This is a genomic window from Archangium violaceum (assembly GCF_016887565.1).
Classification (GTDB): domain Bacteria; phylum Myxococcota; class Myxococcia; order Myxococcales; family Myxococcaceae; genus Archangium; species Archangium violaceum_B.
On the sequence record NZ_CP069396.1, the window covers coordinates 9,500,814 to 9,521,789 of the forward strand.

Annotated in this window: 17 protein-coding genes and 6 tRNA genes; 1 reads left to right on the forward strand and 22 read right to left on the reverse strand. The window is 68.3% G+C overall.

Annotated elements, in window-relative coordinates; all coding sequences use genetic code 11:
* Positions 1-12: 12 nt before the first annotated feature.
* From JRI60_RS37740 to JRI60_RS37790, 11 genes are all read right to left on the reverse strand, one after another.
* Positions 13-468 (reverse strand): response regulator, encoded by a 456-nt coding sequence (locus tag JRI60_RS37740; protein WP_204220879.1) that lies wholly within the window; start codon positions 466-468, stop codon positions 13-15.
* A gap of 98 nt (positions 469-566) precedes the next feature.
* A complete protein-coding gene (locus JRI60_RS37745) occupies positions 567-1,382 on the reverse strand; it encodes an ABC transporter permease (RefSeq protein WP_204220880.1) in 816 nt (271 codons plus the stop codon).
* Positions 1,379-2,263 (reverse strand): ABC transporter permease, encoded by an 885-nt coding sequence (locus JRI60_RS37750; protein ID WP_204220881.1) that lies wholly within the window; start codon positions 2,261-2,263, stop codon positions 1,379-1,381. Before JRI60_RS37750 ends, JRI60_RS37745 begins: the two co-directional genes overlap by 4 nt.
* A gap of 3 nt (positions 2,264-2,266) precedes the next feature.
* On the reverse strand, positions 2,267-3,925 hold the full coding sequence (locus JRI60_RS37755; RefSeq protein WP_239470883.1) for a peptide ABC transporter substrate-binding protein: 1,659 nt from the start codon (positions 3,923-3,925) through the stop codon (positions 2,267-2,269).
* 263 nt (positions 3,926-4,188) lie between these two features.
* Entirely contained in the window at positions 4,189-6,636 is a 2,448-nt protein-coding gene (lon, locus tag JRI60_RS37760) for an endopeptidase La (RefSeq protein ID WP_204220883.1), read from the reverse strand.
* Positions 6,637-6,834: 198 nt separating this feature from the next.
* Positions 6,835-8,910 (reverse strand): prolyl oligopeptidase family serine peptidase, encoded by a 2,076-nt coding sequence (locus tag JRI60_RS37765; protein WP_204229263.1) that lies wholly within the window; start codon positions 8,908-8,910, stop codon positions 6,835-6,837.
* Between the two features lie 220 nt (positions 8,911-9,130).
* Entirely contained in the window at positions 9,131-10,411 is a 1,281-nt protein-coding gene (clpX, locus tag JRI60_RS37770; RefSeq protein ID WP_204220884.1) for an ATP-dependent Clp protease ATP-binding subunit ClpX, read from the reverse strand.
* Between the two features lie 208 nt (positions 10,412-10,619).
* Positions 10,620-11,237, reverse strand: coding sequence for an ATP-dependent Clp endopeptidase proteolytic subunit ClpP (gene clpP / locus JRI60_RS37775; RefSeq protein WP_204220885.1), 618 nt, complete (start codon positions 11,235-11,237; stop codon positions 10,620-10,622).
* A gap of 35 nt (positions 11,238-11,272) precedes the next feature.
* A complete protein-coding gene (gene tig / locus JRI60_RS37780) occupies positions 11,273-12,553 on the reverse strand; it encodes a trigger factor (RefSeq protein WP_204220886.1) in 1,281 nt (426 codons plus the stop codon).
* Between the two features lie 123 nt (positions 12,554-12,676).
* Positions 12,677-12,758 (reverse strand) — tRNA-Leu (locus JRI60_RS37785).
* Between the two features lie 107 nt (positions 12,759-12,865).
* A tRNA-Lys gene (locus tag JRI60_RS37790) sits at positions 12,866-12,938 on the reverse strand.
* Between the two features lie 267 nt (positions 12,939-13,205).
* On the opposite strand from JRI60_RS37790, the gene bet reads away from it, so the two are divergent.
* On the forward strand, positions 13,206-14,393 hold the full coding sequence (gene bet / locus JRI60_RS37795; RefSeq protein WP_204220887.1) for a phage recombination protein Bet: 1,188 nt from the start codon (positions 13,206-13,208) through the stop codon (positions 14,391-14,393).
* 59 nt (positions 14,394-14,452) lie between these two features.
* Here bet and JRI60_RS37800 read toward each other — a convergent pair.
* The 11 genes from JRI60_RS37800 to JRI60_RS37850 all read right to left on the reverse strand — a co-directional run bounded on the left by JRI60_RS37800 (position 14,453) and on the right by JRI60_RS37850 (position 20,972).
* Positions 14,453-14,526, reverse strand: a tRNA-Arg gene (locus tag JRI60_RS37800).
* Between the two features lie 21 nt (positions 14,527-14,547).
* A tRNA-His gene (locus JRI60_RS37805) sits at positions 14,548-14,621 on the reverse strand.
* Positions 14,622-14,709: 88 nt separating this feature from the next.
* Positions 14,710-14,786, reverse strand: a tRNA-Arg gene (locus JRI60_RS37810).
* A gap of 31 nt (positions 14,787-14,817) precedes the next feature.
* Positions 14,818-14,891: transfer RNA gene (locus tag JRI60_RS37815), tRNA-Pro, on the reverse strand.
* A gap of 64 nt (positions 14,892-14,955) precedes the next feature.
* Positions 14,956-15,564 (reverse strand): RdgB/HAM1 family non-canonical purine NTP pyrophosphatase, encoded by a 609-nt coding sequence (gene rdgB, locus JRI60_RS37820; protein ID WP_204220888.1) that lies wholly within the window; start codon positions 15,562-15,564, stop codon positions 14,956-14,958.
* Between the two features lie 4 nt (positions 15,565-15,568).
* Complete coding sequence (gene rph, locus JRI60_RS37825; protein WP_204220889.1) at positions 15,569-16,285, reverse strand: ribonuclease PH; 717 nt, start codon at positions 16,283-16,285, stop codon at positions 15,569-15,571.
* Between the two features lie 82 nt (positions 16,286-16,367).
* Positions 16,368-17,177, reverse strand: coding sequence for an N-acetylmuramoyl-L-alanine amidase family protein (locus JRI60_RS37830; protein WP_204220890.1), 810 nt, complete (start codon positions 17,175-17,177; stop codon positions 16,368-16,370).
* 75 nt (positions 17,178-17,252) lie between these two features.
* A complete protein-coding gene (selD, locus tag JRI60_RS37835) occupies positions 17,253-18,305 on the reverse strand; it encodes a selenide, water dikinase SelD (RefSeq protein WP_204220891.1) in 1,053 nt (350 codons plus the stop codon).
* 111 nt (positions 18,306-18,416) lie between these two features.
* Complete coding sequence (locus JRI60_RS37840) at positions 18,417-19,364, reverse strand: DUF4388 domain-containing protein (RefSeq protein ID WP_204220892.1); 948 nt, start codon at positions 19,362-19,364, stop codon at positions 18,417-18,419.
* A gap of 112 nt (positions 19,365-19,476) precedes the next feature.
* On the reverse strand, positions 19,477-20,196 hold the full coding sequence (locus JRI60_RS37845) for a hypothetical protein (RefSeq protein ID WP_204220893.1): 720 nt from the start codon (positions 20,194-20,196) through the stop codon (positions 19,477-19,479).
* Complete coding sequence (locus JRI60_RS37850) at positions 20,193-20,972, reverse strand: outer membrane protein assembly factor BamD (RefSeq protein ID WP_204220894.1); 780 nt, start codon at positions 20,970-20,972, stop codon at positions 20,193-20,195. The genes JRI60_RS37845 and JRI60_RS37850 overlap by 4 nt, the downstream gene beginning before the upstream one ends.
* Between the last annotated feature and the right edge of the window lie 4 nt (positions 20,973-20,976).

Here is a 20,976-nt window from a genome sequence, read left to right on the forward strand (position 1 = left end):
CCGGCCCGCAGATCAATGCCAGCTGTTGTGGCGGGACTGCAGCGCCTGGGCAAGCTTCTCCGGCGCGAGCGGCTTGCCGATGAACAGATCCGCCCCCAGCCCCTTGCACTTGCGGGCCATGGACGCATCGCTCATGGCGCTCACGCCAATGAGCACGGCCTGGGGGAACTTCTCGCGCAGGCGCGCCATCAGGTTGGTGCCACTGCGGCCCGGGAGGAAGACGTCGACGATGGCCGCGTCCATGCGCTTGTTGCGCACGGCGAACTCGGCCTCCTCGGCGCTGCCCACGGGCAACGGCGCATAGCCCCACTGCGTCAGCAGCTCCACCAGCAGCTCGCGGTGGGCGGGATCGTCCTCCACGATGAGTACCGAGCCCTTCACCGGCTCCAGCTTCAGATTGTCGTCGGCCTGGGTCCTGGAGCGGCTGTGGCCGGTGGCAATGGGGAGCTCCTCGTTGACGATGGACATGGTGGCTCCGGGGAGAGGGGGTTGTGTGGTGGGAACGGCCACACTCCTGCCCGGAATTCCACACTCGCAACGTCCCCGGGGGCGAACCGCCGCTCCCCTCAGGCGCGGCGCGTCCCTGCCCCGAGCGCCTGGGAGGCCAGCGAGGCACCAAGCACGAGCAGCACCAGCAGCCCCCACGCGGGGAGCACCACCCGGGCGCCGCCCTCGTAGATGAGGGCCGCGTAGCTGGTGCCCAGGTAGCGGCCGAGCGACATCGGCTCCATGCGGGCGATGCCGAAGAAGCTGACGGTGGACTCGGTGAGGATGGCGGTCGGCAGGCGGCTGAGGAAGACGGCGAGCACGAAGGGGCGCAGCGCGGGCCAGAGGTGGACGCGTAGCAGGTGCCACCGTCCGGCGCCGAGGGCCCGTGAGGCGGCGATGAACTCCTGGCCTTCCAACGTGGCCAGGCGGTTGCGGAACATGCGCGCCGGGCCCGCCCAGCCCACCAGGGCCAGGGACACCACCATGAGCCCGAAGGGGCCCAGTCCGCCCGCGTGGCCCGCGTCCAGCATCGACTGGCCGGCCAGTTGGAGCACCATCACCACCAGCACGTCCGGCAGCGCGAAGACGGCGTCCACCGCGCGCAGGAGCTGGTGCTCCACCGTGCCGCCGGCCGCCCGGGCCACCATGGCCACGCCAAGCCCCAGCACGGTGGACAGGGCTCCGGCCACCAGGCCCACGGCCAGGGAGACCCACAGGCCCCCGAAGGCCAGCTCGCACACCGTGCGGTCGGGATGGGTGGGGTCCGTGCCCAGCGGGCAGGTCGAGGCGAGCGCCTCGGGGAAGACGCGGGCGGAGAGCCAGCTCGCCAGGCCCAGGCCCACGAGCAGCGCGAGGCCCACCCAGGCGCGTGTGGGGACGCGGCGCGTGCTCATGCCCGGACCTCCCGGGCCCTCGGGTCCACCCAGAGGCGCACGAGCTCCACCACCAGCCCGACGGCGACGAGCAGCGAGGCGAAGACGGTGGTGGCCACCACGACGACGGCCACCTGCTTCTGCAGCACGGCGAGGACGTAGAGCTGGCCGAAGTACGGCAGGCCGAAGACGCGTTCGGCGGCGAAGGAGCCGGCGAGGAGCGCGGTGGCCACGGGCCCCACGGCGTCCAGCAGCGCGGGCAGCACGTTGGGCAGCACGTGGCGCCACAGCACGGAGTGCGGAGACAGGCCCTTGCCGAGCGCGGTGCGCACGTAGTCCCGGGACAGCTCCGTGTCCAGCGCGTCCGCCACCAGCGTGCCGAGGAAGATGCCGGGCCAGACGGAGATGACGAGCGCCGCGGACAGCTCGGGCAGCAGGTGCCCGCGCTCCACCACGGCGGGCGCCAGCAGCAGCGCGGGGATGAAGACGGGCGTCCCGAAGGCCACGGCCGGCAGCGCGTCCCCGAGCACGGCGAGCCGGCCGCGTCTCCACCGGGCCCGCAGCAGCGCGAAGGCCAGGGCCCAGCCGAGCGCGAGCACCAGGGCCACCAGCCCCACGCCCACGCTGCCGGAGAGCTTCCACAGCAGCTCGTCGCCGGTGACGCCCTGGGCGCTGGTGCCCAGGCGCTCGCCGCGGAAGAGCTTCACCCAGGGGCGGAGGAAGCCGAGCGGCTGCCCCAGGCCGAGATCCCTCCGGTAGGACGCGAGCACCTCCGGGGCCACCTGGCGCTTGGCGTCGTCCTCGGTGGTGAGCGGCAGCGCGGCCATGAGGAAGTAGGACGCGAGCGCGACGATGGGCACGAGCACCAGCTGCCGGCCAAGGCGGACGAGCGCGGGAGACATGGGTCAGCGCACCTCCGCCGGAGTCTCCAGGCGCAGCTCGCGCAGGGAGAGGAAGTTGAAGGGGTCCACGTCCACGCCGCGCAGGGAGGCCCGGGTCCGGAAGTAGCGGTCCGGGTGGTACAGGGGCGCGATGACGGCCATCTCGTCGAGGAGCACCGCCTGGGCCTGTCCGTAGAGGGCACGCGAGCGGGCCTCGTCGGGCTCGGCGTCGGCCTCGTCCAGGAGCGCCTCGAAGCGGGTCATGGGCTCGCCGCCCCGCTGCGTCTCCCAGCCCGTCTGGTGCAGTCCGGTGCGCTCGAAGAGGGTGAAGAAGGTATTGGGGTGCGCGTAGTCCGCGCCCAGCCGGCGCAGGTAGAGGTCGTAGGCACGAGGGCCCTCGGGGGTGCGGCGGGCCACCTCGGCGGAGAAGTCCGAGCGCGAGTCCAGTGTCACCCGGAGGCCCACGGCGGCGAGCTGCGCGGCCAGGCGCTCGGCGATGGCGACCTCGGGCACGAAGGAGTCCCCCGCCCGGAAGACGAGCCGCAGCGGCCGGTCCACCCCGGGCACTCCGGAGAGCTCCGCACGGGCCCGCTCGGGCTCGAAGTGGGGCAGGCTCGCGGCCGCCTGGGGGGTGGCGGCACCGGGCAGCTCGGGCGGGAGGAGGACGTGGGTGGGGCGAGCCGCGGGCAGCAGGCCCTTCATGAGGGCCTCGCGGTCGATGGCCCGGGAGATGGCGCGGCGCACCTCGGGCCGGTCGAGCGGTGGACGCTCGGTGTTGAAGACGAGGAAATAGGTGGAGAGGAGCGGCTCGCGCTGGAGGTCCTCCGGGCGACGGCCCTGGAGGGCGACGGCGCTGTCCACGAAGACGAAGTCCACCCGGCCGCGCTCGTAGAGGGCGGGGCCGATCTCGGACTTCAGGAGGGTGAGCACGGGCGCGGGACGCTCACCGGGGCCGAGCGGCGGCTGGAAGACGGAGTGCGGGTTGTGGACGAGCCGCACGCGCTCACCCGCGCGATCCCAGCTCTCGACGCGGTAGGGGCCGAGCGCCAGGGGGTGGCCGTCGCGAGGCCGGTCGAAGTAGTCGCGCACCTCCTCCTCGGACCTGCCGGCGAGGGCCACGGAGGGCACGGGGAAGAACAGGTAGAAGTTGGCGAGCCGCGCGAGGAAGTAGCTGCGGGGGCGGGCCAGGGTGACGCGCAGGGTATGCGGGTCGAGCGCCTCGACGCCCACGCGGGCGAGGGCCGCCTGGAGCCGCTCGGCGGGGGCACCCTGGTCCTGAAGGGCGAGCACCTCCTCGGCGCCGAGGAGGTCGGCCATCTCCCCGCGCTCGCGGCCCTGGAGGGCGCGGTGCCAGCCGAGGACGAAGTCCTGGGCGGAGAGGGGGGTGACGCCATCGGACCAGCGCACGTCCCGCCGGAGGTGGAAGGTGTAGACCTCGTGGCCCTCGGCGGTGCGGGAGCGCTCCCAGCGCTCGGCGAGACCGGGCCGGACGGAGTGGTCCGGCGCGAGCGTGGTGAGCCCGCGCTGGCTGGCGAGCATGACGGGGTAGTTGGCCCAGCTGTTGGGGTCGGAGTAGCTCCAGTCGAGGGTGGTGGGCATCGCGGGGACGACGACCTTGACGCCGGGGTCTGGCTGGAAGCCACAGCGACCACAGCCACCGGCCACGAGGACCAGGGCGAGCATCAAGGCGAGTCGTGAGGAGCGCGCGGGAGGAGCCACCAAGGGGTGGGTTGTATCGCGTCGGTGACGGGGCATGCGACCACCGAGCGAGGGAACACCCTCACCCTAGCCCTCTCCCAGAGGGAGAGGGGACATACACGGTGAGGAACCTGATGAGTCCCTCTCCCTCTGGGAGAGGGTCGGGGTGAGGGTCTACCGCGAAAAAAACGGGCCCCAGGGGAGTCCCCGGGGCCCGCGATTCACTTCACCCGTTCAGCCCGGAACCGCTACGCCGAGGCCGGAGCCGGAGCCGGGAGCGCACCCGCCGCGTCCGAATTCTTGGTCGCATCCGCCCTGCGGCCGAACTCCTCGGGCTTCTCGAGGGCGAGGGCCTCGCGCAGCACGTCGTCCACGAACTCCACGGGGACGATGCGCAGCTGGGCGCGGATCTTCTTCGGGATGTCCTTCAGGTCCTTCTTGTTGGCCTTCGGGATGAGGACGGTCTTGATGCCGGCGCGGTGGGCGGCGAGCGTCTTCTCCTTCAAGCCGCCGATGGGCAGCACGCGGCCGCGCAGGGTGATTTCCCCCGTCATGGCCACGTCCTTGCGCACCGGGACGCGGGTGAGCGCGGACACGAGCGCGGTGCACATGGTGACACCGGCGGACGGACCGTCCTTCGGGATGGCGCCCTCGGGCAGGTGCACGTGGATGTCGTAGTTCTCGAACATCTTGCGATCGATGCCGAACCGCTCGGCGCGCGAGCGCACGTACGACATGGCCGCCTGGGCCGACTCCTGCATCACCTCGCCCAGCTTGCCGGTGATGATGAGCTTGCCCTTGCCCGGCATCACCGTGGCCTCGGTGGTGAGGATCTCTCCGCCCATCTCCGTCCAGGCCAGACCGGTGACGATGCCCACCTGGTCCTCGCGCTCGGCCACGCCGTAGCGGAAGCGCGGAGTGCCCAGGTACTTCATCAGCTGCTTGCGGTCGACCACGATGTCGCGCTTGCCATTCTTCAGGATGTCGCGCGCGATCTTCCGGTACACGCCGCCGATCTCACGCTCCAGCGAGCGCACACCGGACTCACGGGTGTAGCGGTGGATGATGGTCCGCAGGGCCTCGTTGGTGACGTCGATCTTCATGTCCGCCAGGCCGTTGGCCTCCTGCTCCTTGGGGATCAGGTAACGGCGGGCGATGTTGAGCTTCTCGGGCTCGGTGTAGCCCGCGATCCGGATGACCTCCATGCGGTCCTGCAGAGGACCGGGGATGTTGTGCATCGTGTTCGCGGTGCAGATGAACATCACCTTCGACAGGTCGTAGTCCAGGTCGAGGTAGTGGTCGTTGAAGTTGTGGTTCTGCTCCGGGTCGAGCACCTCGAGCAGCGCCGCGCTCGGGTCGCCACGGAAGTCCGTGGACATCTTGTCGATCTCGTCGAGCAGGAAGACGGGGTTGTTGCTGCCCGCCTTCTTCAGCGACTGGATGAGCTTGCCCGGCATCGCGCCGATGTACGTGCGCCGGTGGCCGCGGATCTCGGCCTCGTCACGCACGCCGCCCAGGGACAGGCGCACGAACTTGCGGCCGGTGGCGCGGGCGATGGAGCGCGCCAGCGACGTCTTGCCGACGCCCGGAGGCCCCACGAAGCAGAGCACGGGGCCCTTGAGCTTCTTCACCAGCTGCTGCACCGCCAGGTACTCGAGGATGCGCTCCTTGGGGCGCTTGAGGCCGTAGTGGTCCTCGTTGAGCACCCGCTCGGCCTCGACCACATCCAGCCGGTCCTGCGTCTCCTCGTACCAGGGCAGGCTGATGATCCAGTCGATGTAGTTGCGAACGACGGTGGCCTCGGCGCTCATCGGGCTCATCATCCGGAGCTTCTTGAGCTCCTTCTTGACCTTGAGCGTGGCCTCCTTACTCATCCGCTTGTTCTTGAGCTTCTCCTCGATCTCCTGGATCTCGTTCTTGAACTCGTCGCGCTCACCCAGCTCCTTCTGAATGGCCTGCATCTGCTCATTCAGGTAGTACTCCTTCTGGGTCTTCTCCATCTGCTTCTTGACGCGGGTGCGGATCTTCTTCTCGACCTGCAGTATCTCGATCTCACCCTGCATCAGCTCGTAGAGCTTCTCCAGCCGCTTGGCCGGGCTCTCGGTCTCGAGCAGCGCCTGCTTGTCGTTCAGCTTGAGCGACAGGTGCGCGACGATGGTGTCGGCCAGCCGCGCCGGGTCATCGATGCTCGCCACCTGCATGAGCATCTCGGGCGGGATGCGCTTGTTGAGCTTGACGAAGGCCTCGAAGACCGAGTGCACGCTGCGCACGAGCGCCTCGAGCTCCACGGACTTCTCGCTCTGCTCCTCGACCTCCTCCACCTCGACCATGAAGAAGGCGTCGTTGGGCATGAAGCGCTTGACCTTCGCCCGGCGCACGCCCTCCACGAGCACCTTCACCGTACCGTCGGGCAGCGGGAGGAGCTGGATGACATGGCCGATGGTCCCGAAGTGGAAGATGTCTTCCGCCGTGGGGTCATTCGTCTTGGCCTTCTTCTGGGCGGCCAGGAGGATGACGGCCTTGTCGTCGGGGCCCTTGTGAGCCATCGCGTCCTTCAGGGCCGCAATGGACTTCTCCCGGCCGACGAACAGCGGGACCACCATGTGCGGGAACACGATGATGTCGCGCAGCGGAAGGAGCGGCACCGTGCTCCCACGCTTCTGGGCATCCCTCTTGTCGTCTCGTCCGAAGAACATGTATTCGCCACCTGCCTGCTTGCCACCCTAGGTTGCAAGCCCCTGGAATGTTGCCCGCCCGCACTCCGAGAGTACGGACAGGTGAAGACGGTCTCTATAACACGGCCCCTCCGGCCGCCGTTCCCCGCGTGAAAGATGGGGGATGTTGGCCTGCAAGCAAGGGAACACCTGGGGACCATCGGGTGTCCGGCCGGTGCTTTAGCGGCCCCGGATTGCGCTCGCAGCGGATGCAATGCCGTCCGCCTGCACTCCAAGCACCTCGAAAAGAAAGCTGTAGAGGTCCACGCTGGACTCGATGGCCTTGGCCACCTGGTCCGCCCCGCCGTGGCCCGCGTTGGCTTCCACTCGTATCAGAGCGGGTGCGCCATGACCCGCGCGCTGCACGGCGGCCGTGAATTTGCGGGCGTGCAGGGGGTCGACCCGGTCGTCGTGGTCCGCGGCCATCATCAGGAGGGCCGGATAGCGCACGCCCGGCCGTACGTGGTGATAGGGCGAGTAGGCGTGGAGCACCCGGAAATCCTCCGGGTCCTCCGCCGAGCCGTACTCCGGAATCCAGGTCTTCCCGCTGCCGAACAGGTGATAACGCACCATGTCCAACAGGGGCACCGAGCACACCACCGCGCCGTACAGCTCCGGACGCTGGGTCATGACGGCCCCCACCAGCAAGCCCCCGTTGCTGCCCCCGGAAACGGCCAGCCTGCCCGGTCGGGTATAGCCCTCGTTCACGAGGAACTCGGCGGCCGCGTGGAAGTCGTCGAAGACGTTCTGCTTGCGGTGCAGTCGGCCGGCCTCGTGCCAGGACTTTCCGTACTCGCCACCGCCGCGCAGGTTCGCCACCGCGTACACGCCCCCGGCGTCCAGCCACGGGTAGATGCTCGAGCGGAACGACGGCAGCATGCTCACGTTGAAGCCGCCATAACCGGACAGCAGCACCGGGTTGTCGCCGTTCTTCTTCAGGTCCTTGCGGTGCACCAGGAAGAGGGGCACCCGCGTGCCGTCCTTGGAGCGGTAGAAGGCCTGTTCGACGGTGTAGCGCTCCGGGAGGATGGGCAGGTCCACCCGGGCCCAGGTCTCCACGCGCCCCGTGGACACCGAGGTCTTGTAGACCTGCGGCGGGGTCGTGAAGGAGCTGAAGACGAACCAGGCCTCGTCGCGATCCTCCAGGCCGTAGAGGTTGCTCGCCGCTCCCACGCCCGGCAGCTCCACGTCGCGCACCGGCTGGCCCTCCAGCGTCACCAGCTTCACCCGGGTGGTGGCGTCCTTCAGGTACGCCAGCGCCAGGTGGCCACCCACGACGCTCATGCCTTGCAGCGCGGCCGAGGGGTCCTCGGGGACGAGCTCCTTCCAGGCCGAGCGCTCGGGCCGCTCGGGGGACGCCTTGAAGACGCGCTCCATCGGGGCGCCCTCGTCGGTGAGGATGTAGAAGGTGTCCTCCCAGACGTCGACGGAGTACTTCGCCTCCTGGCCCTTCACCAGCAGGCGGAAGTCCTTCTCCCCCACCCGCTTCCACCACACGTCGTTCTCGCTCCAGCCGCGGGTGATGTAGACGAAGAGGTACTTGCCGTCCCGGGTAACGCCTCCGCCAAGGAACGTCTTCGGGTCCCCGGTGCGCTCGTGCACCACCGCGTCCGTCTTCGGATCCGCGCCCAGCCGGTGCAGCCGCAGCTCGGTGTAGCCGGGCCGCTCGGCCACGGGGATGGACGGATCCGTCGGCAGCCACTCGTAATAGAAGGCCTCGTTGTCCGGCGTCCAGCTCGGGGAGGCGTACTTGGCCCCCTCGATGACGTCCACCTCGCTCCACTTCCCCGTGTCCACGTCCAGCACGTGGAGGATGGCCTCGTCCGCCGCGTTGGGCTTGCGCGTGAAGGCCAGCTTCCTCCCATCCCACGAGGGGGCCCATAGACCCAGCGACACCGTGCCGTCCGCGCTCCAGGTGTTGGGATCGAGCAGGACGCGCTCCTCCCCCTTCTCCCCCTCGCGCCAGTAGAGGACCGCCTTCTCCTTGTCCTTGTGCGTGCGGACGTAGAAGTAGCGGTCGCCTCGCACCGCCGGGGCAGAGACCGACTCCACGTAGAAGAGCTCGGTGAAGCGCCTTCTCAGTGCCTCGCGGCCCGGGAACCGGGAGAGGTGCTCACGGGTGAAGGCATCCTGGGCCTTCATCCACGCCTGCACCTCGGGGGATTTCTCGTCCTCGAGCCACCGGTACGGGTCCGCTACCGCCACCCCGTGCAGGGTGTCCACCACCGACTCGGCCCGTGTCACCGGGTAGTTCATCCGCTTCGTCTCCATGCGTGGAAGAGCAGATAAGGCAACGCCCCCGTTCGTCCCACGAAAAGTGCGGGACTGACGGGGGCGTCCGTGAGGCGCGGTGGGCCAGACAGACCCAACCAGGGGACCCTATACCCTCACCCTAGCCCTCTCCCAGAGGGAGAGGGGACATACACGGGTTTGGCCCTCTCCCTCTGGGAGAGGGTCGGGGTGAGGGTCGGCGTGCCTACGCGCTCTCCTTCTTGGGCTCCGTCTCCTTGTTGTCCTGGGAGTGGAGCACCACCGGCTCGCTCTTCTTGAGGATGACCTCCTCGGAGATCACCACCTCGCGCGCCGTCTTGCGAGAGGGCAGCTCGTACATCACGTCCAGCATCGCGCTCTCCAGGATGGAGCGCAGGCCGCGCGCTCCCGCCTTGCGGCGGATGGCCTCGGAGGCAATCGCCTTGAGCGCCCCATCCGTGAACTTCAGCGAGATGCCATCCAGCTCGAAGAGCTTCTTGTACTGCTTCGTCAGCGCGTTCTTCGGCTGGCTCAGGATGTTCACCAGCGCCGGCTCGTCCAGCTCCTCGAGCGCCGTGACGATCGGCAGACGGCCGATGAACTCCGGAATCATGCCGAACTTCAGCAGATCCTCCGGCTCCACGTGCTTGAGCAGCTCGGTGAGGTTGCGCTGCTTCTTGGACTGGATGTCCGCGCCGAAGCCCAGGCTCCGGCCACCGAGCCGCCGCTCGATGATCTGCTCCAGCCCACCGAAGGCGCCGCCGCAGATGAACAGGATGTTCGTCGTGTCCACCTGCAGGAACTCCTGCTGCGGGTGCTTGCGGCCCCCCTTGGGCGGCACGTTCGCGATGGTGCCCTCGATGATCTTCAGGAGCGCCTGCTGAACGCCCTCGCCCGACACGTCGCGGGTGATGGAGGGGTTCTCCGACTTGCGGGCGATCTTGTCGATCTCGTCGATGTAGACGATGCCGCGCTGGGCCCGCTCGATGTCGTGATCCGCCGCCTGGAGCAGGTTGACGATGATGTTCTCGACGTCCTCACCCACGTAGCCGGCCTCGGTGAGGCACGTGGCGTCCGCGATGGTGAAGGGCACGTTGAGGATGCGCGCCAGCGTCTGCGCCAGCAGCGTCTTGCCGCTGCCCGTGGGGCCCAGCAGAAGGATGTTGCTCTTCTGCAGCTCCACGTCGTCCATGGCCACCTTGGACTCGATGCGCTTGTAGTGGTTGTGCACCGCCACCGAGAGGGTCTTCTTGGCCCGCTCCTGACCCACCACGTACTCGTCGAGGATGGCCTTGATCTCACTGGGCCGCGGGATGCGCAGCTTCGTGTCCTTGGTCTCCTCGCGGTCGATCTCCTCCGCGATGATGTCGTTGCACAGCCCGATGCACTCGTCGCAGATGTAGACCGTCGGTCCCGCGATGAGCTTCTTCACCTCTTTCTGCGACTTTCCGCAGAAGGAACAGCAGAGGGACTGGTTGTCTCGCTTCTCCACGTTCTTACCCGCCATGTATGGCCCTCGCTGCAACTGCCTGGAGGTGCGCTCCCCAACCGGCCCGCCCCCCTGCCTACAGCCAATCTAGTCAGTCCCCTTCCGGGGCGTCCACGTGCCTGAGGGGTACTTAACACCCCAAAACATCCGGCGCAGAAAGCAGAAGCCGGAGACGCGGTGCAGCATTCCCGCGGCTCCGGCCCGTGCACTTCCCTTGAAACCGGCCCTACTTGCGCTCGCCTGGCGGCAGCAGGACCTTCCGAGGATTCTGGACCTCGTCCAGGATGCCGTAGGCCTTGGCCTCGGTGGCACCCATGAAGAAGTCGCGGTCCGTGTCCTTCTCCACGCGCTCGATCGACTGGCCGGTGTGCTTGACGATGAGCTCGTTGAGCTTGGCCCTCATGCGGAGGATTTCCTTCGCCTGGATCTCGATGTCCGTGGCCTGGCCGCGCACCCCGCCCAGCGGCTGGTGGATCATGATGCGCGAGCTGGGCAGCGCGTAGCGCTTGCCCTTGGCCCCGGCCAGCAGCAGGACGGCCCCCATGGAGGCCGCCTGCCCCACGCAAATCGTCGACACCTGGGGCTTCACGTACTGCATGGTGTCGTAGATGGCGAGGCCCGCCGTCACCGACCCGCCCGGCGAGTTGATGTAGAGGTTGATGTCCTTGTCCGGGTCCTCGGACTCGAGGAACAGGAGCTGGGCGACGATGACGTTGGCGACGTCATCGTCGATCTCCGTTCCCAACATGACGATCCGGTCCTTCAGGAGCCGGCTGTAGATGTCGTACGAGCGCTCCCCACGGTGGGTCTGCTCGATGACGTAGGGAACGGGCATGAAGGGCATGACAACCTCGTGAAGGGTCTAAGGAGGATGAACTCCTAGGAATACTTCGCCTGACCCTTCAGGAATTCAATCGTCTTTTCTTCGCGAAGTCGGAGGTTCAACCCCTGGCGCTCCTCCGGGCCCTTGAAGTACTTGCGAACGACGGAGACGGCCTGGTTGGCCTCCTTGGCCAGCTCCTCGATCTTCTTCTCCACCTCTTCGTCGGAGACCTGGATGTTCTCCTTCTGAGCAATGGCCTCGAAGAGGAGCGCGCCCTTCACCTCCAGGACGGCCTCCTCGCGCAGGTCCTCGCGCAGCCGGTTGAAGTCCAGGTTGAGCTGGCGCGGATCCATTCCCATGCGGGCCATGGCGCGCAGCCGGTTCTCCAGCATGTTGTCGATGGTGCGCTCCACCATGGACCGCGGCACCTCGAAGGAGTTGCGCTCGATGAGGGCCTTGATGAGGGCGGCACGCTCCTCGCCCTGGGCCTTGTTGCGCTTGCCCGTCTCCAGATCCGTGCGGATGCGGGTGCGCAGCTCCTCCAGCGTCTGGGCCCCACCCGTCTCCTTGGCGAACTCGTCGTTGAGCTCGGGGGTGACCTTGCGCTTCAGCGCCTTGACGGTGAACTTGAAGCGGGCCGTCTTGCCCTTGACCTCTTCCACCCGGTAGTCGGCCGGGAAGACGTAGTCGATCTCCTTGGTGTCGCCCACCTTGGCGCCCTCGAGGGCGGCCACGTTGGACTCCACCAGCTCGCCCGGGGCCAGCTCCACGGTGACGTCGTCGGCCTTGCTGCCAGCGAAGGCATTGCCGTCCACGGCGGCGTCGTAGTCCACGATGGCGAAGTCACCGGCCTGGGCCACGTCGCGGCCCTCCACCGGATCCAGGCGGGCCATGTTCTCACGCAGCTGCGTGAGGCGGTCCTCCACCTCCTTGTCCTCGACCTTCGTCTCGGAGCGGGTGAGCGGCAGCCCCTGGTACTCCTTGGCCTCCAGCTTGGGCTTCACCTCGACGCGGGCCTCGAAGGAGAAGGGCCCGTCGGCCTTGAGGCCGGAGTTGTTCGTCACCTGCGGCGGGGCCACGGCCTCCACCTTGTGCTCCCGGACGGCCTCCAGCCAGGCGTTCTGCACCACGCGCTGGATGACCTCGTCCTCCACCCGCTCCCGGAAGCGCTGCTCGAGGATGCGGCGGGGCACCTTGCCCTGCCGGAAACCGGGCAGCTTCACCTGCTTGCCAAGCGCCGTATACGCCCGGGTGAGCTCCTCGGCCACGCGGGCGTTCTCGACCTCGATGGAGAGCTTCTTCTCGATGGGAGAGAGCTCCTCGACCTGGACCTTCATGGATGCCTCGCTCGCGCCGGGCGTGCCTTCGACGCCGGCGTGTCGAATGGGTGAAGAAGTGAAGACTAGGGACGTGCGCCTTTAGGAGATAGGTCCGATCCGGTCAACGCGAAATGGCCGGAATGGGCGAGGAGGGACTCGAACCCTCACACCTTGCGGTACCAGATCCTAAGTCTGGCGCGTCTACCAGTTTCGCCACCCGCCCGGGCGCACACCGTGCGTTCTACCTCGAAAACCGGGGTCCGGCACACGCGAATCCAGGACCCCAAAAAGACACCGGGGCTCTCTCATCGCTGAGAGAGCCCCGGTCTATGAGAGCGGAGGGAATCGAACCCACAACCTATGGATTAAGAGTCCATTGCTCTGCCAATTGAGCTACGCTCCCGACTCTTGTGCGCCGTCGCGGTTCGTCACCGCGCGTCGACGGGGACGGCTTGTACGAGGCCTTGCCGTCCACGTCAAATGCTTTTTTTCGCGCACCCGCGCAACCCCTCCGCACCCGCTTTCCCGTGCCCGCCTGCCCTCCGGCCTGGCCTGGACACCCGTTCAGTAGTGGGGATGCCAACGCCCGCCGTCCAGGGTTGAATCTTCCCCGAGGTGCGGGCGGACGGAGGTCGTTCGCCCTTTTCGCAGGCGGAGACAGAGCAGCGGCATGGAAGCACACAACAAGGCGGAAACGGCGTCGGGCCAGTGGAGCCCCGAGCGCGTGGAACTCATCAAGCGGACCATCTGCCCCAAGGGCATCGGGGAAGACGAGTTCGCCCTCTTCATCGAGCAGTGCAAGCGCTCCGGGTTGGACCCGTTGCTGAAGGAGGCCTTCTGCGTGGCTCGCAGGCAGAACGCGGGCAACCGGGAGAAGCCCAACTGGGTGACGCGCTACGAGTTCCAGCCCTCCGAGGCGGGAATGCTGGCGCGAGCGGAGCGCTTCCCGGACTTCAAGGGCATCCAGGCGAGCGCGGTGTACGCCGAGGATGAGATCATCGTGGATCAGGGCAGGGGCGAGGTGGTGCACCGCTTCAACCCGGCCAAGCGCAAGGGCAGCCTGGTGGGGGCCTGGTCGCGCGTGGTGCGCGAGGGGAAGTTGCCCGTGGTGGTGTGGCTGGACTTCGCGGGCTACGTCCAGCAGACGCCGCTGTGGGCCAAGATTCCCACGACGATGATCGAGAAGTGCGCTCGCGTGGCGGCGCTGCGCAAGGCGTACCCCGAGGCCTTCGGCGGCCTGTACGTGCGCGAGGAGATGCCGGCCGAGGAGTTCGAGCCAGCGGCGGAGCCCGCCCCGGCGACGCACCATGGTGGTTACGAGGTGCTGGGCGCGCGTCCCGGCCCCGTGAAGGCGTCCTTCCCTCCCCTGCCCACGACCTCCTCACGAGAAGTGCGCGAAGTCCGCGAGGAGAAGGAGCCCGCTCCCGTGGTGCAGGCCCAGCAGCACGTGGAGGCCCCCAAGGAGCCTGCCCGTGAGCCGGAGCCGGCCCCCGCGCCGGTGAAGACGAAGGGACGCTCCGCGGCCACTTCGGCCAAGGAGGTCCGCCAGCCCGTGGTCGCGAAGGAGACCCAGGAGCCCGCTCCTGCTGCTCCCGCGCTCGCACCGGCTCCGGCCGCCGAGACTCCGGCGAAGCTGAAGAGCTCGTCCGTCGTGGTGGCCTTCGGCACGCACAAGGGCAAGACGGTGTCGGAGCTCAATGACGAGGACCTGGCCGAGACGATCGACCTGGCCCACGAGAAGCTGATGGAGCAGCCCAAGGCGAAGTGGGCCCGGGCGATGCGCGAGAACCTCGCGGCGCTGGAGGCGGAGGCGGAGCTGCGCTGCCGCGTCCCCACGACGAGCGGCTCCGAGGCCTGAGCTTCACTGTCGGTTTGAGGTTTCCGGCGTGGCGGCACCCTCGAGAGGGGGTGCTGCTGCGCGCCCAGAGGGACTTGAACCCCCAACCCTTGGCTTCGAAGGCCAATGCTCTATCCAGTTGAGCTATGGGCGCAAAAAGCGAGGGGATGAGAAGGGCGGCCAACCGGGATCGAACCGGTAACCTCAGGAGTCACAGTCCTGCGCTCTAACCAGTTGAGCTATGGCCGCCGTCATGGCGAACAACCGCCTTGAAACGTGGCGGCTTCCCTACCGTGGAAACCGACACTGTTCAAGCCCTTTGTCACAGCGGGAGGCTTGGCGCGCCAGGCGGGACTCGAACCCACGACCCTCGGCTTAGAAGGCCGATGCTCTATCCAGCTGAGCTACTGGCGCCCAGTTCTCTCCGTACAGCGTTACTGCGGTATCGGGGCGAGAGGATTTGAACCTCCGACCCCCTGCGCCCAAGGCAGGTGCGCTACCAGGCTGCGCTACGCCCCGATAAAGTCCAGCATTGTTGAACCATCCGGAACGGACGTGCAAGGCAAACGTATCTGACGCCTGCTCACCCTCCGACAGCCGGACTGCCCGCCAGGGCCAACAGGTGGGGCCGCATCTTCCGGAAGGCAACACCCCGGTGCGACAAGCCCGCCTTCTCCTCCGACGTCAGCTCCGCCATCGTCTTGCCCTGGGGCAGGACGAAGACGGGATCGTAGCCAAAGCCGTGCGAGCCCCGGGGCTCGTGGCCGATGCGTCCCTCGCAGCGCCCCACCTCGATCACCGCGCGGCCTCCCCGCGGCAGGGCCAGACAGAGCGCGCACATGAAGGCCGCCGTGCGCTTCTCGTCCGGCACCCCCGACAGCTCGCCGAGCAGCTTCTCGTAACGTGCCTTGTCGCTCCCCTCGGCGTAGCGCGCGGAGTGAACCCCGGGCCTGCCTCCGAGTGCGTCCACGCACAGCCCCGAGTCGTCCGCGAGCGCCGGCAGGCCGGTGGCGTCCGCGTAGGCGCGGGCCTTCTTCTCGGCGTTCTCCTCGAAGGTGGCACCGTCTTCCACGGGCTCGGGCACGGGCGGCAGGTCGCTCAAGGCGAGCACCTCCACCGCGTCCCCCACGAGGCCGCGCAGCTCGCGCAGCTTGCCCGCGTTGGTGGTGGCGAAGAGCAGGCGGGGCTTCATCGCATCACCCTCCGAGCACCTTCTGCTGGGCCTCGACGAGCTGGCGGATGGCCGCGAGCCCGCCGTCCAGCATGGCGTCCAGCGTCTTGCGGTCGAACGTCTGGTGCTCGGCCGTACCCTGCAGCTCGACGATGCGGCCATCCGCGGTGGCCACCAGGTTCAGGTCCACGTCGGCCGAGGAGTCCTCGTCATAGTCGAGGTCCACCCGCACCTCGCCCTTCACCACGCCCACGGACACGGCGGCCAGCGGGTTGAGCTTGGGCATGCGCGTGAGCACGCCATCCTTGTGCAGCTTACGGAAGGCCAGCGCCAGGGCCACGTAGGCGCCGGTGATGGAGGCCGTGCGGGTGCCGCCGTCCGCCTGGAGCACGTCGCAGTCCAGGGTGAAGGTGCGCACCCCGAGGGTCGACAGGTCCACCGCCGCGCGCATGGAGCGGCCGATGAGGCGCTGGATTTCGAGCGTGCGCCCCGTCTGCTTGCCCTTGGCGGCCTCGCGCTGGGAGCGGGAGTGCGTGGCGCGCGGCAGCATGCCGTACTCGGCCGTCACCCAGCCGCTGCCCTTGCCCAGCAGGTGCGGAGGCACCCGGTCCTCCACCGAACAGGTGACGAGCACGCGGGTGTGGCCGAACTCCACCTGGGCGGATCCCTCGGCGTAACGGGTGACACCAGGGGTGAGGGTGACGGGGCGCAAGTCCAGCGCCCCACGGTTGAAGGACCGCACGGGATGCTCCTCGGCTAGGGGAAGACGCGCGCCTCTCTACCAGACGCGGGGGCCCGCTGTCCGGCACGAGTGCGCGCCAGTGTCAGGGCGTGGCGGGTGCCGCCACCTTGGGCCCCTTCGGGGCGTCGCGCTTGCGGATCTCCGTGAGGAACCCCTTCACGCCCTCGGTGATGGCCGTGGCCAGCCGCTCCTGGTAGTCGGCGCGGCCCAGGCGGCCTCCCTCCTCCGGGTGGGAGATGTACCCCACCTCGATGAGGACGGCGGGCGCCTCGACTCCATTGAGCACGTAGAAGGGCGCCTGCAGCACGCCCCGGTCCGAACCCCCCGTGCTCGCGATGAGCTTCTGGTGGATGGCGTACGCCAGGCGCGAGGAGTCCTGGTGCGCCTCGGTGCGCGCCAGATCCTGGAGGATGAAGGCCAGCGTCGAGTCCCCGTGTCCCCCTTTCGCCACCGGGGCCTCGGCGTTCTCGCGGTCCGCGGCCGCTCGCGCCGTGGCGTTGGAGGCGTTGGCCGACAGGAAGTACGTCTCGATTCCCTGGACCCGCGCGCGCGTGCGCTTCGTGGGCATCGCGTTGCAGTGGATGGAGAGGAAGAGGTCCGGCCTCTGCTCGTTGGCGAACTCCACCCGCTCGGGCAGGGGCAGCGCGATGTCCTCGTCCCGAGTCATCAGCACCTGCGCCCCGAGCTCCTTCTCCAGCAGCGTCCTCACCCGCCGGGCGACCTGCAGGGACACGTCCTTCTCGAGCAGCCCCGTGGGACTCTGGGCTCCCCCTACTGCGCCACCGTGGCCGGGATCCACCACGATGCGCGCGGGGCGTTCGGCCGACAGAGAGGGCGCGGGCAGGCAGAGGACGACGAGGAGGCCAACCAGGGCAGTGGGACGGAGCATCATGCCGACCCTGGATGCTACCGGAGGTGGCGCACCACAGCGAATCCGCCCCGGCGCCCTCCCCCTCCCCAGGGCCCGCTATCCGACAACCTCGATGCCGGTGCGGCCCTCGCCCACCTCGCCGATGAGGGCCACGTCCACCCCGGCCCGCTCCAGCGCCTTGTAGGCCTTGGCCACGTCACGCGCCGGGACCGAGGCCAGCAGGCCCCCGTTCGTCTGCGCGTCGGCGAGCACCCACTGGATGTCCTCGGGCAGCCCCTTGGGGAAGCGCACCTTCTTGCCCACGTGCGCCAGATTCGACTTCGTCCCGCCCGGCACCACGCCCTGCCGCGCCAGCTCCGGCACCTCCGAGATGATGGGGATGCGCTCCAGGTCCAGGAACGCCTTCGCCTTCGCCCCCGTCATCATCTCCAGCAGGTGCCCCAGCAGCCCGTAGCCCGTCACGTCCGTCAGGGCGTTCACCTTGAACTTGCCCGAGGCGAACACCTCGCCCGCCTTCTTGTTCAGCGCCGACATCAACGCCACCACGCGCTCCGTCAGCTCCTCCGACGCCACCCCGCGCTTGATCGCCGTGGTCGCGATGCCCGAGCCCAACGGCTTCGTCAGCATCAGCACGTCCCCCGGCTTCGCCCCCGCGTTCGTCAGCACCTTCTTCGGATGCACCTGCCCCGTCACCGCCAGGCCGTACTTCGGCTCCGGATCCTGCACCGAGTGCCCACCCAGGATGGGGATGCCCGCTTCGTCCGCCTTCGCCTGCCCTCCCGCCAGGATTCGGGACAGCTCGTCCAGCGGCCGATCCTTCGGAAAGCCCACCAGGTTGAGCGCGAACAGCGGCTTCGCCCCCATCGCGTAGATGTCCGATAGCGCGTTCGCCGCCGCGATGGCCCCGAACTGGTACGGGTCGTCCACCACCGGCGGGAAGAAGTCCACCGTGCTCACCAGCGCCATCCCCGGCGCCACTCGATACACGGCCGCGTCATCGTTGGTGTTGAATCCCACCAGCGCCCTCGTGTCCTTCGCAGTCTTCAGTTGGCGCAGAACCTGCGCCAGGTCCGCGGCCCGGATCTTGGCCGCTCAACCCGCGCAATGTGACAGCTCTGTCAGCCGGCGCGGCTTCTGATCTTCGGACACGGTGGGCCTCTTCTACGGTGGAAGTCGTGAACCTCTATACCCTCACCCCGACCCTCTCCCAGAGGGAGAGGGAGGATTGGGGGGGGAGATTGGAGAGGCGGTGGATGGCGCTCAGCTCGCTCGCACGTAGTCGCGCTTGATGAGCTGCAGCACCGCCTCGGCCGCCTGCACGTCGTCCTGCTCCGAATGGTCCAGGACCCCGCCCAACGAGCCGTAGTTGTGAATCTGCTGCAACACGTCCAGCAGCTCCGGCGCCAGCTCCCGCAGCGGCGCCGTCATCGGCATCGCCAGCGTCAGCTGCGTCCCCATCCCCGGCAGCTCCTTCTGGATTCGCTTGTACTCGTCCAGCTGCCTCAGCGCGTCCATCAGCAGCGCCTCGGTCGACGAGTCCAGCTCCACCATGAACTCCTGCGGATCCGCCGGACGCAGCTCGAAGTCGCCCTGCTCCCACGTGACGATCCGGTTGAAGCTCTTCTGCGGCCCCAGGTTGTGGTTCTCGTCGATCACCGCGTAGTACACCCGGCCCTGCCGCAGGTAGATCTTCCCCTCGTGATCGTTGCTCACCACCAGCACGCCGTTCTTCTTCGACGTGTGGAAGAGCTGCAGCAGGTCCGGCAGCGGAATCTCCTCGATCTTCCCCGTCATCGACGAGGCCTTCGTCGACGTGCGCGCCGCCTGCGCCGCCGCCGCCTCCTCCAGCTTCTGCTTGGCCATCGCGTCGTCGACCTCGCCGACGCCAGCCCCCTGCTGGATGAGCTTCAGGATGGAGGTCCCAATCAGGATGCGGTCCCCCTCCTTGAGCGTTGCCTGCTTGACCTTCTCGCCGTTGACGAAGGTGCCGTTCGTCGAACCCAGATCCTCGATGGAGATCTGCCCGGCCCCGTTGACGATGATCCGCGCGTGCTTGCGCGAGACCATGTCCTCGACGAGCACCATGTCGAGCTCGCTCGAACGGCCGATGACGATCTGCTTCTCCGCCTTCAGCGGGAACTCGCCGCCCTGGTACTTGCCGGAGATGAACTTGAGCGCGTACGTCTTGCCCGGCGTCGGAGTGCTCACGGTGCTACGACCTCGATGATGAGTGGTACCTCGAGCCTCAGCCCTCTTCCGTCCCTCGCCCCTCTCCCCTCCCAACCCTCCACCAGGACCCCGCTGAGAACGACGGCCTAGACTACATGAGACCGGCCGAAAACAAGAATTCCTCTCCACTACGAATCAGCGACAAACGACGTTGCCCCCGTTCATCCACGGGCCGGGAGGGCAGATCTCCCTCCAACCTCCACGTCTCGCTGGCCACCGCCTCGTCCCGCTCCAGCCGCAGGAACCACGCCTCGGCCCGGTAGCGCCGCCGCCGCACCTCCAGCACCTTCCCCACCTCCGCCGCCTCCTCCCCTCCCCCACCATCCCCCCGTGCGTCCGGGGCCCGCAGCGCCTCCAGCGCCTTCCCTTCCCCCGCCTCCAGCGCCCGGCGCCGCGCCTCCAACGTGCGGACCACCGCCGCCAGCCGGGGCGCCGCCAGCCCCTCCGGCATCCACTCGCGCCCGCGGCGCACGAAGGGCACCCGCTCCACACCCAGCGAACTGACCTCCGTGCGCTCCAGCCGGCCCGTGAAGTCCAGGGTCGCCCAGGCCACGGCCCGCTTCCCTCCCGGCTCCACGTTGACGGTGATGCGCGCGAAGTGGTGACCCTTGGACCGCAGCGGCGTGCCCACTCCCGGGATGGCCAGTTCCATCCCGTCCTTCTCGGTGGCCTTCAGGGCGGTGATGATCTCCACCTCCGGCCCCGCCGCCACGCCCAACAGACGCGGCATCACCAGCGACAACGCGGCCACCGCGGCCAGTACGGCGATGACCACACCACCCCACCGACTCCAGTCGTCGGCGCTCCTCACGACCCCATCATCCGCTGGGCCCGCTCTGCGGCGGGTGTCCCCGGCAACCGCTCGATGACCCGCTGCAACGTCTGCTTCGCGCGCTCCGCGTCGTTGAGCCGCACATAGGCGTCATGCAGATCGAAGAGGGCCTCCTCCTCGAGCTTCGTGCCCGGGTAGTTCTTCAGCAACGACTCCAGCCGCTGCGCCACGGCCTTCCAACGCTCGCGCCGGGCGTAGAACCTGGCCACGTACATCTCGTGCTCGGCCAGCTTCTCGCGCGTCTGCTCCAGCTTCTGCTTCGCCTCACCCAGGTACTGAGAGTCGGGGTACTGGCGGACGAAGTCGTTGAGCGCCACCAGCGCGGCCCTCACCTCGGTCTGGTCCTTCTCCGTCGAGGGCGGCACCAGGAAGAAGTCCGAGGGGATGTCCTCGAAGTGGCTCAGGGCCGCCCTGTACGCGGCGTAGTCCACCCGGGGGTGCGTGGGGTGCAGCTTGATGAAGGACTGGTACTTCTCCCGCGCCTCGGAGTACCGCTCCTGGGCGAAGTCGAGGTCCGCCAGCTTCAGCTCGGCCTCGTTGGCCACGTCCAGGTAGGGGTACTTGGTCCGGACGTGCTCGAAGTACTTCTCGGCCTGCAGGTAGTCCTTCCGCTCCAGGGCCTCGTCGCCCAGACGGAGGTTGGCATCGGCCTCGCTGGCGAACTCGGGATCCCCGGCCTGGCCGGTGGAGAGCGCCGCGCAGCCAGCGGCGGAGGACAGGAGGGCGGTCAGGCAGACGGCTCGAAGGAAACGCATGGGA

Coding starts and splice junctions, on each gene's coding strand:
- JRI60_RS37740 (WP_204220879.1), bottom strand. CDS start 468: ATGTCCATCGTCAACGAGGAGCTCCCCATTGCCACCGGCCACAGCCGC.
- JRI60_RS37745 (WP_204220880.1), bottom strand. CDS start 1,382: ATGAGCACGCGCCGCGTCCCCACACGCGCCTGGGTGGGCCTCGCGCTG.
- JRI60_RS37750 (WP_204220881.1), bottom strand. CDS start 2,263: ATGTCTCCCGCGCTCGTCCGCCTTGGCCGGCAGCTGGTGCTCGTGCCC.
- JRI60_RS37755 (WP_239470883.1), bottom strand. CDS start 3,925: ATGCTCGCCCTGGTCCTCGTGGCCGGTGGCTGTGGTCGCTGTGGCTTC.
- lon (WP_204220883.1), bottom strand. CDS start 6,636: ATGTTCTTCGGACGAGACGACAAGAGGGATGCCCAGAAGCGTGGGAGC.
- JRI60_RS37765 (WP_204229263.1), bottom strand. CDS start 8,910: ATGAACTACCCGGTGACACGGGCCGAGTCGGTGGTGGACACCCTGCAC.
- clpX (WP_204220884.1), bottom strand. CDS start 10,411: ATGGCGGGTAAGAACGTGGAGAAGCGAGACAACCAGTCCCTCTGCTGT.
- clpP (WP_204220885.1), bottom strand. CDS start 11,237: ATGCCCTTCATGCCCGTTCCCTACGTCATCGAGCAGACCCACCGTGGG.
- tig (WP_204220886.1), bottom strand. CDS start 12,553: ATGAAGGTCCAGGTCGAGGAGCTCTCTCCCATCGAGAAGAAGCTCTCC.
- bet (WP_204220887.1), top strand. CDS start 13,206: ATGGAAGCACACAACAAGGCGGAAACGGCGTCGGGCCAGTGGAGCCCC.
- rdgB (WP_204220888.1), bottom strand. CDS start 15,564: ATGAAGCCCCGCCTGCTCTTCGCCACCACCAACGCGGGCAAGCTGCGC.
- JRI60_RS37830 (WP_204220890.1), bottom strand. CDS start 17,177: ATGATGCTCCGTCCCACTGCCCTGGTTGGCCTCCTCGTCGTCCTCTGC.
- JRI60_RS37850 (WP_204220894.1), bottom strand. CDS start 20,972: ATGCGTTTCCTTCGAGCCGTCTGCCTGACCGCCCTCCTGTCCTCCGCC.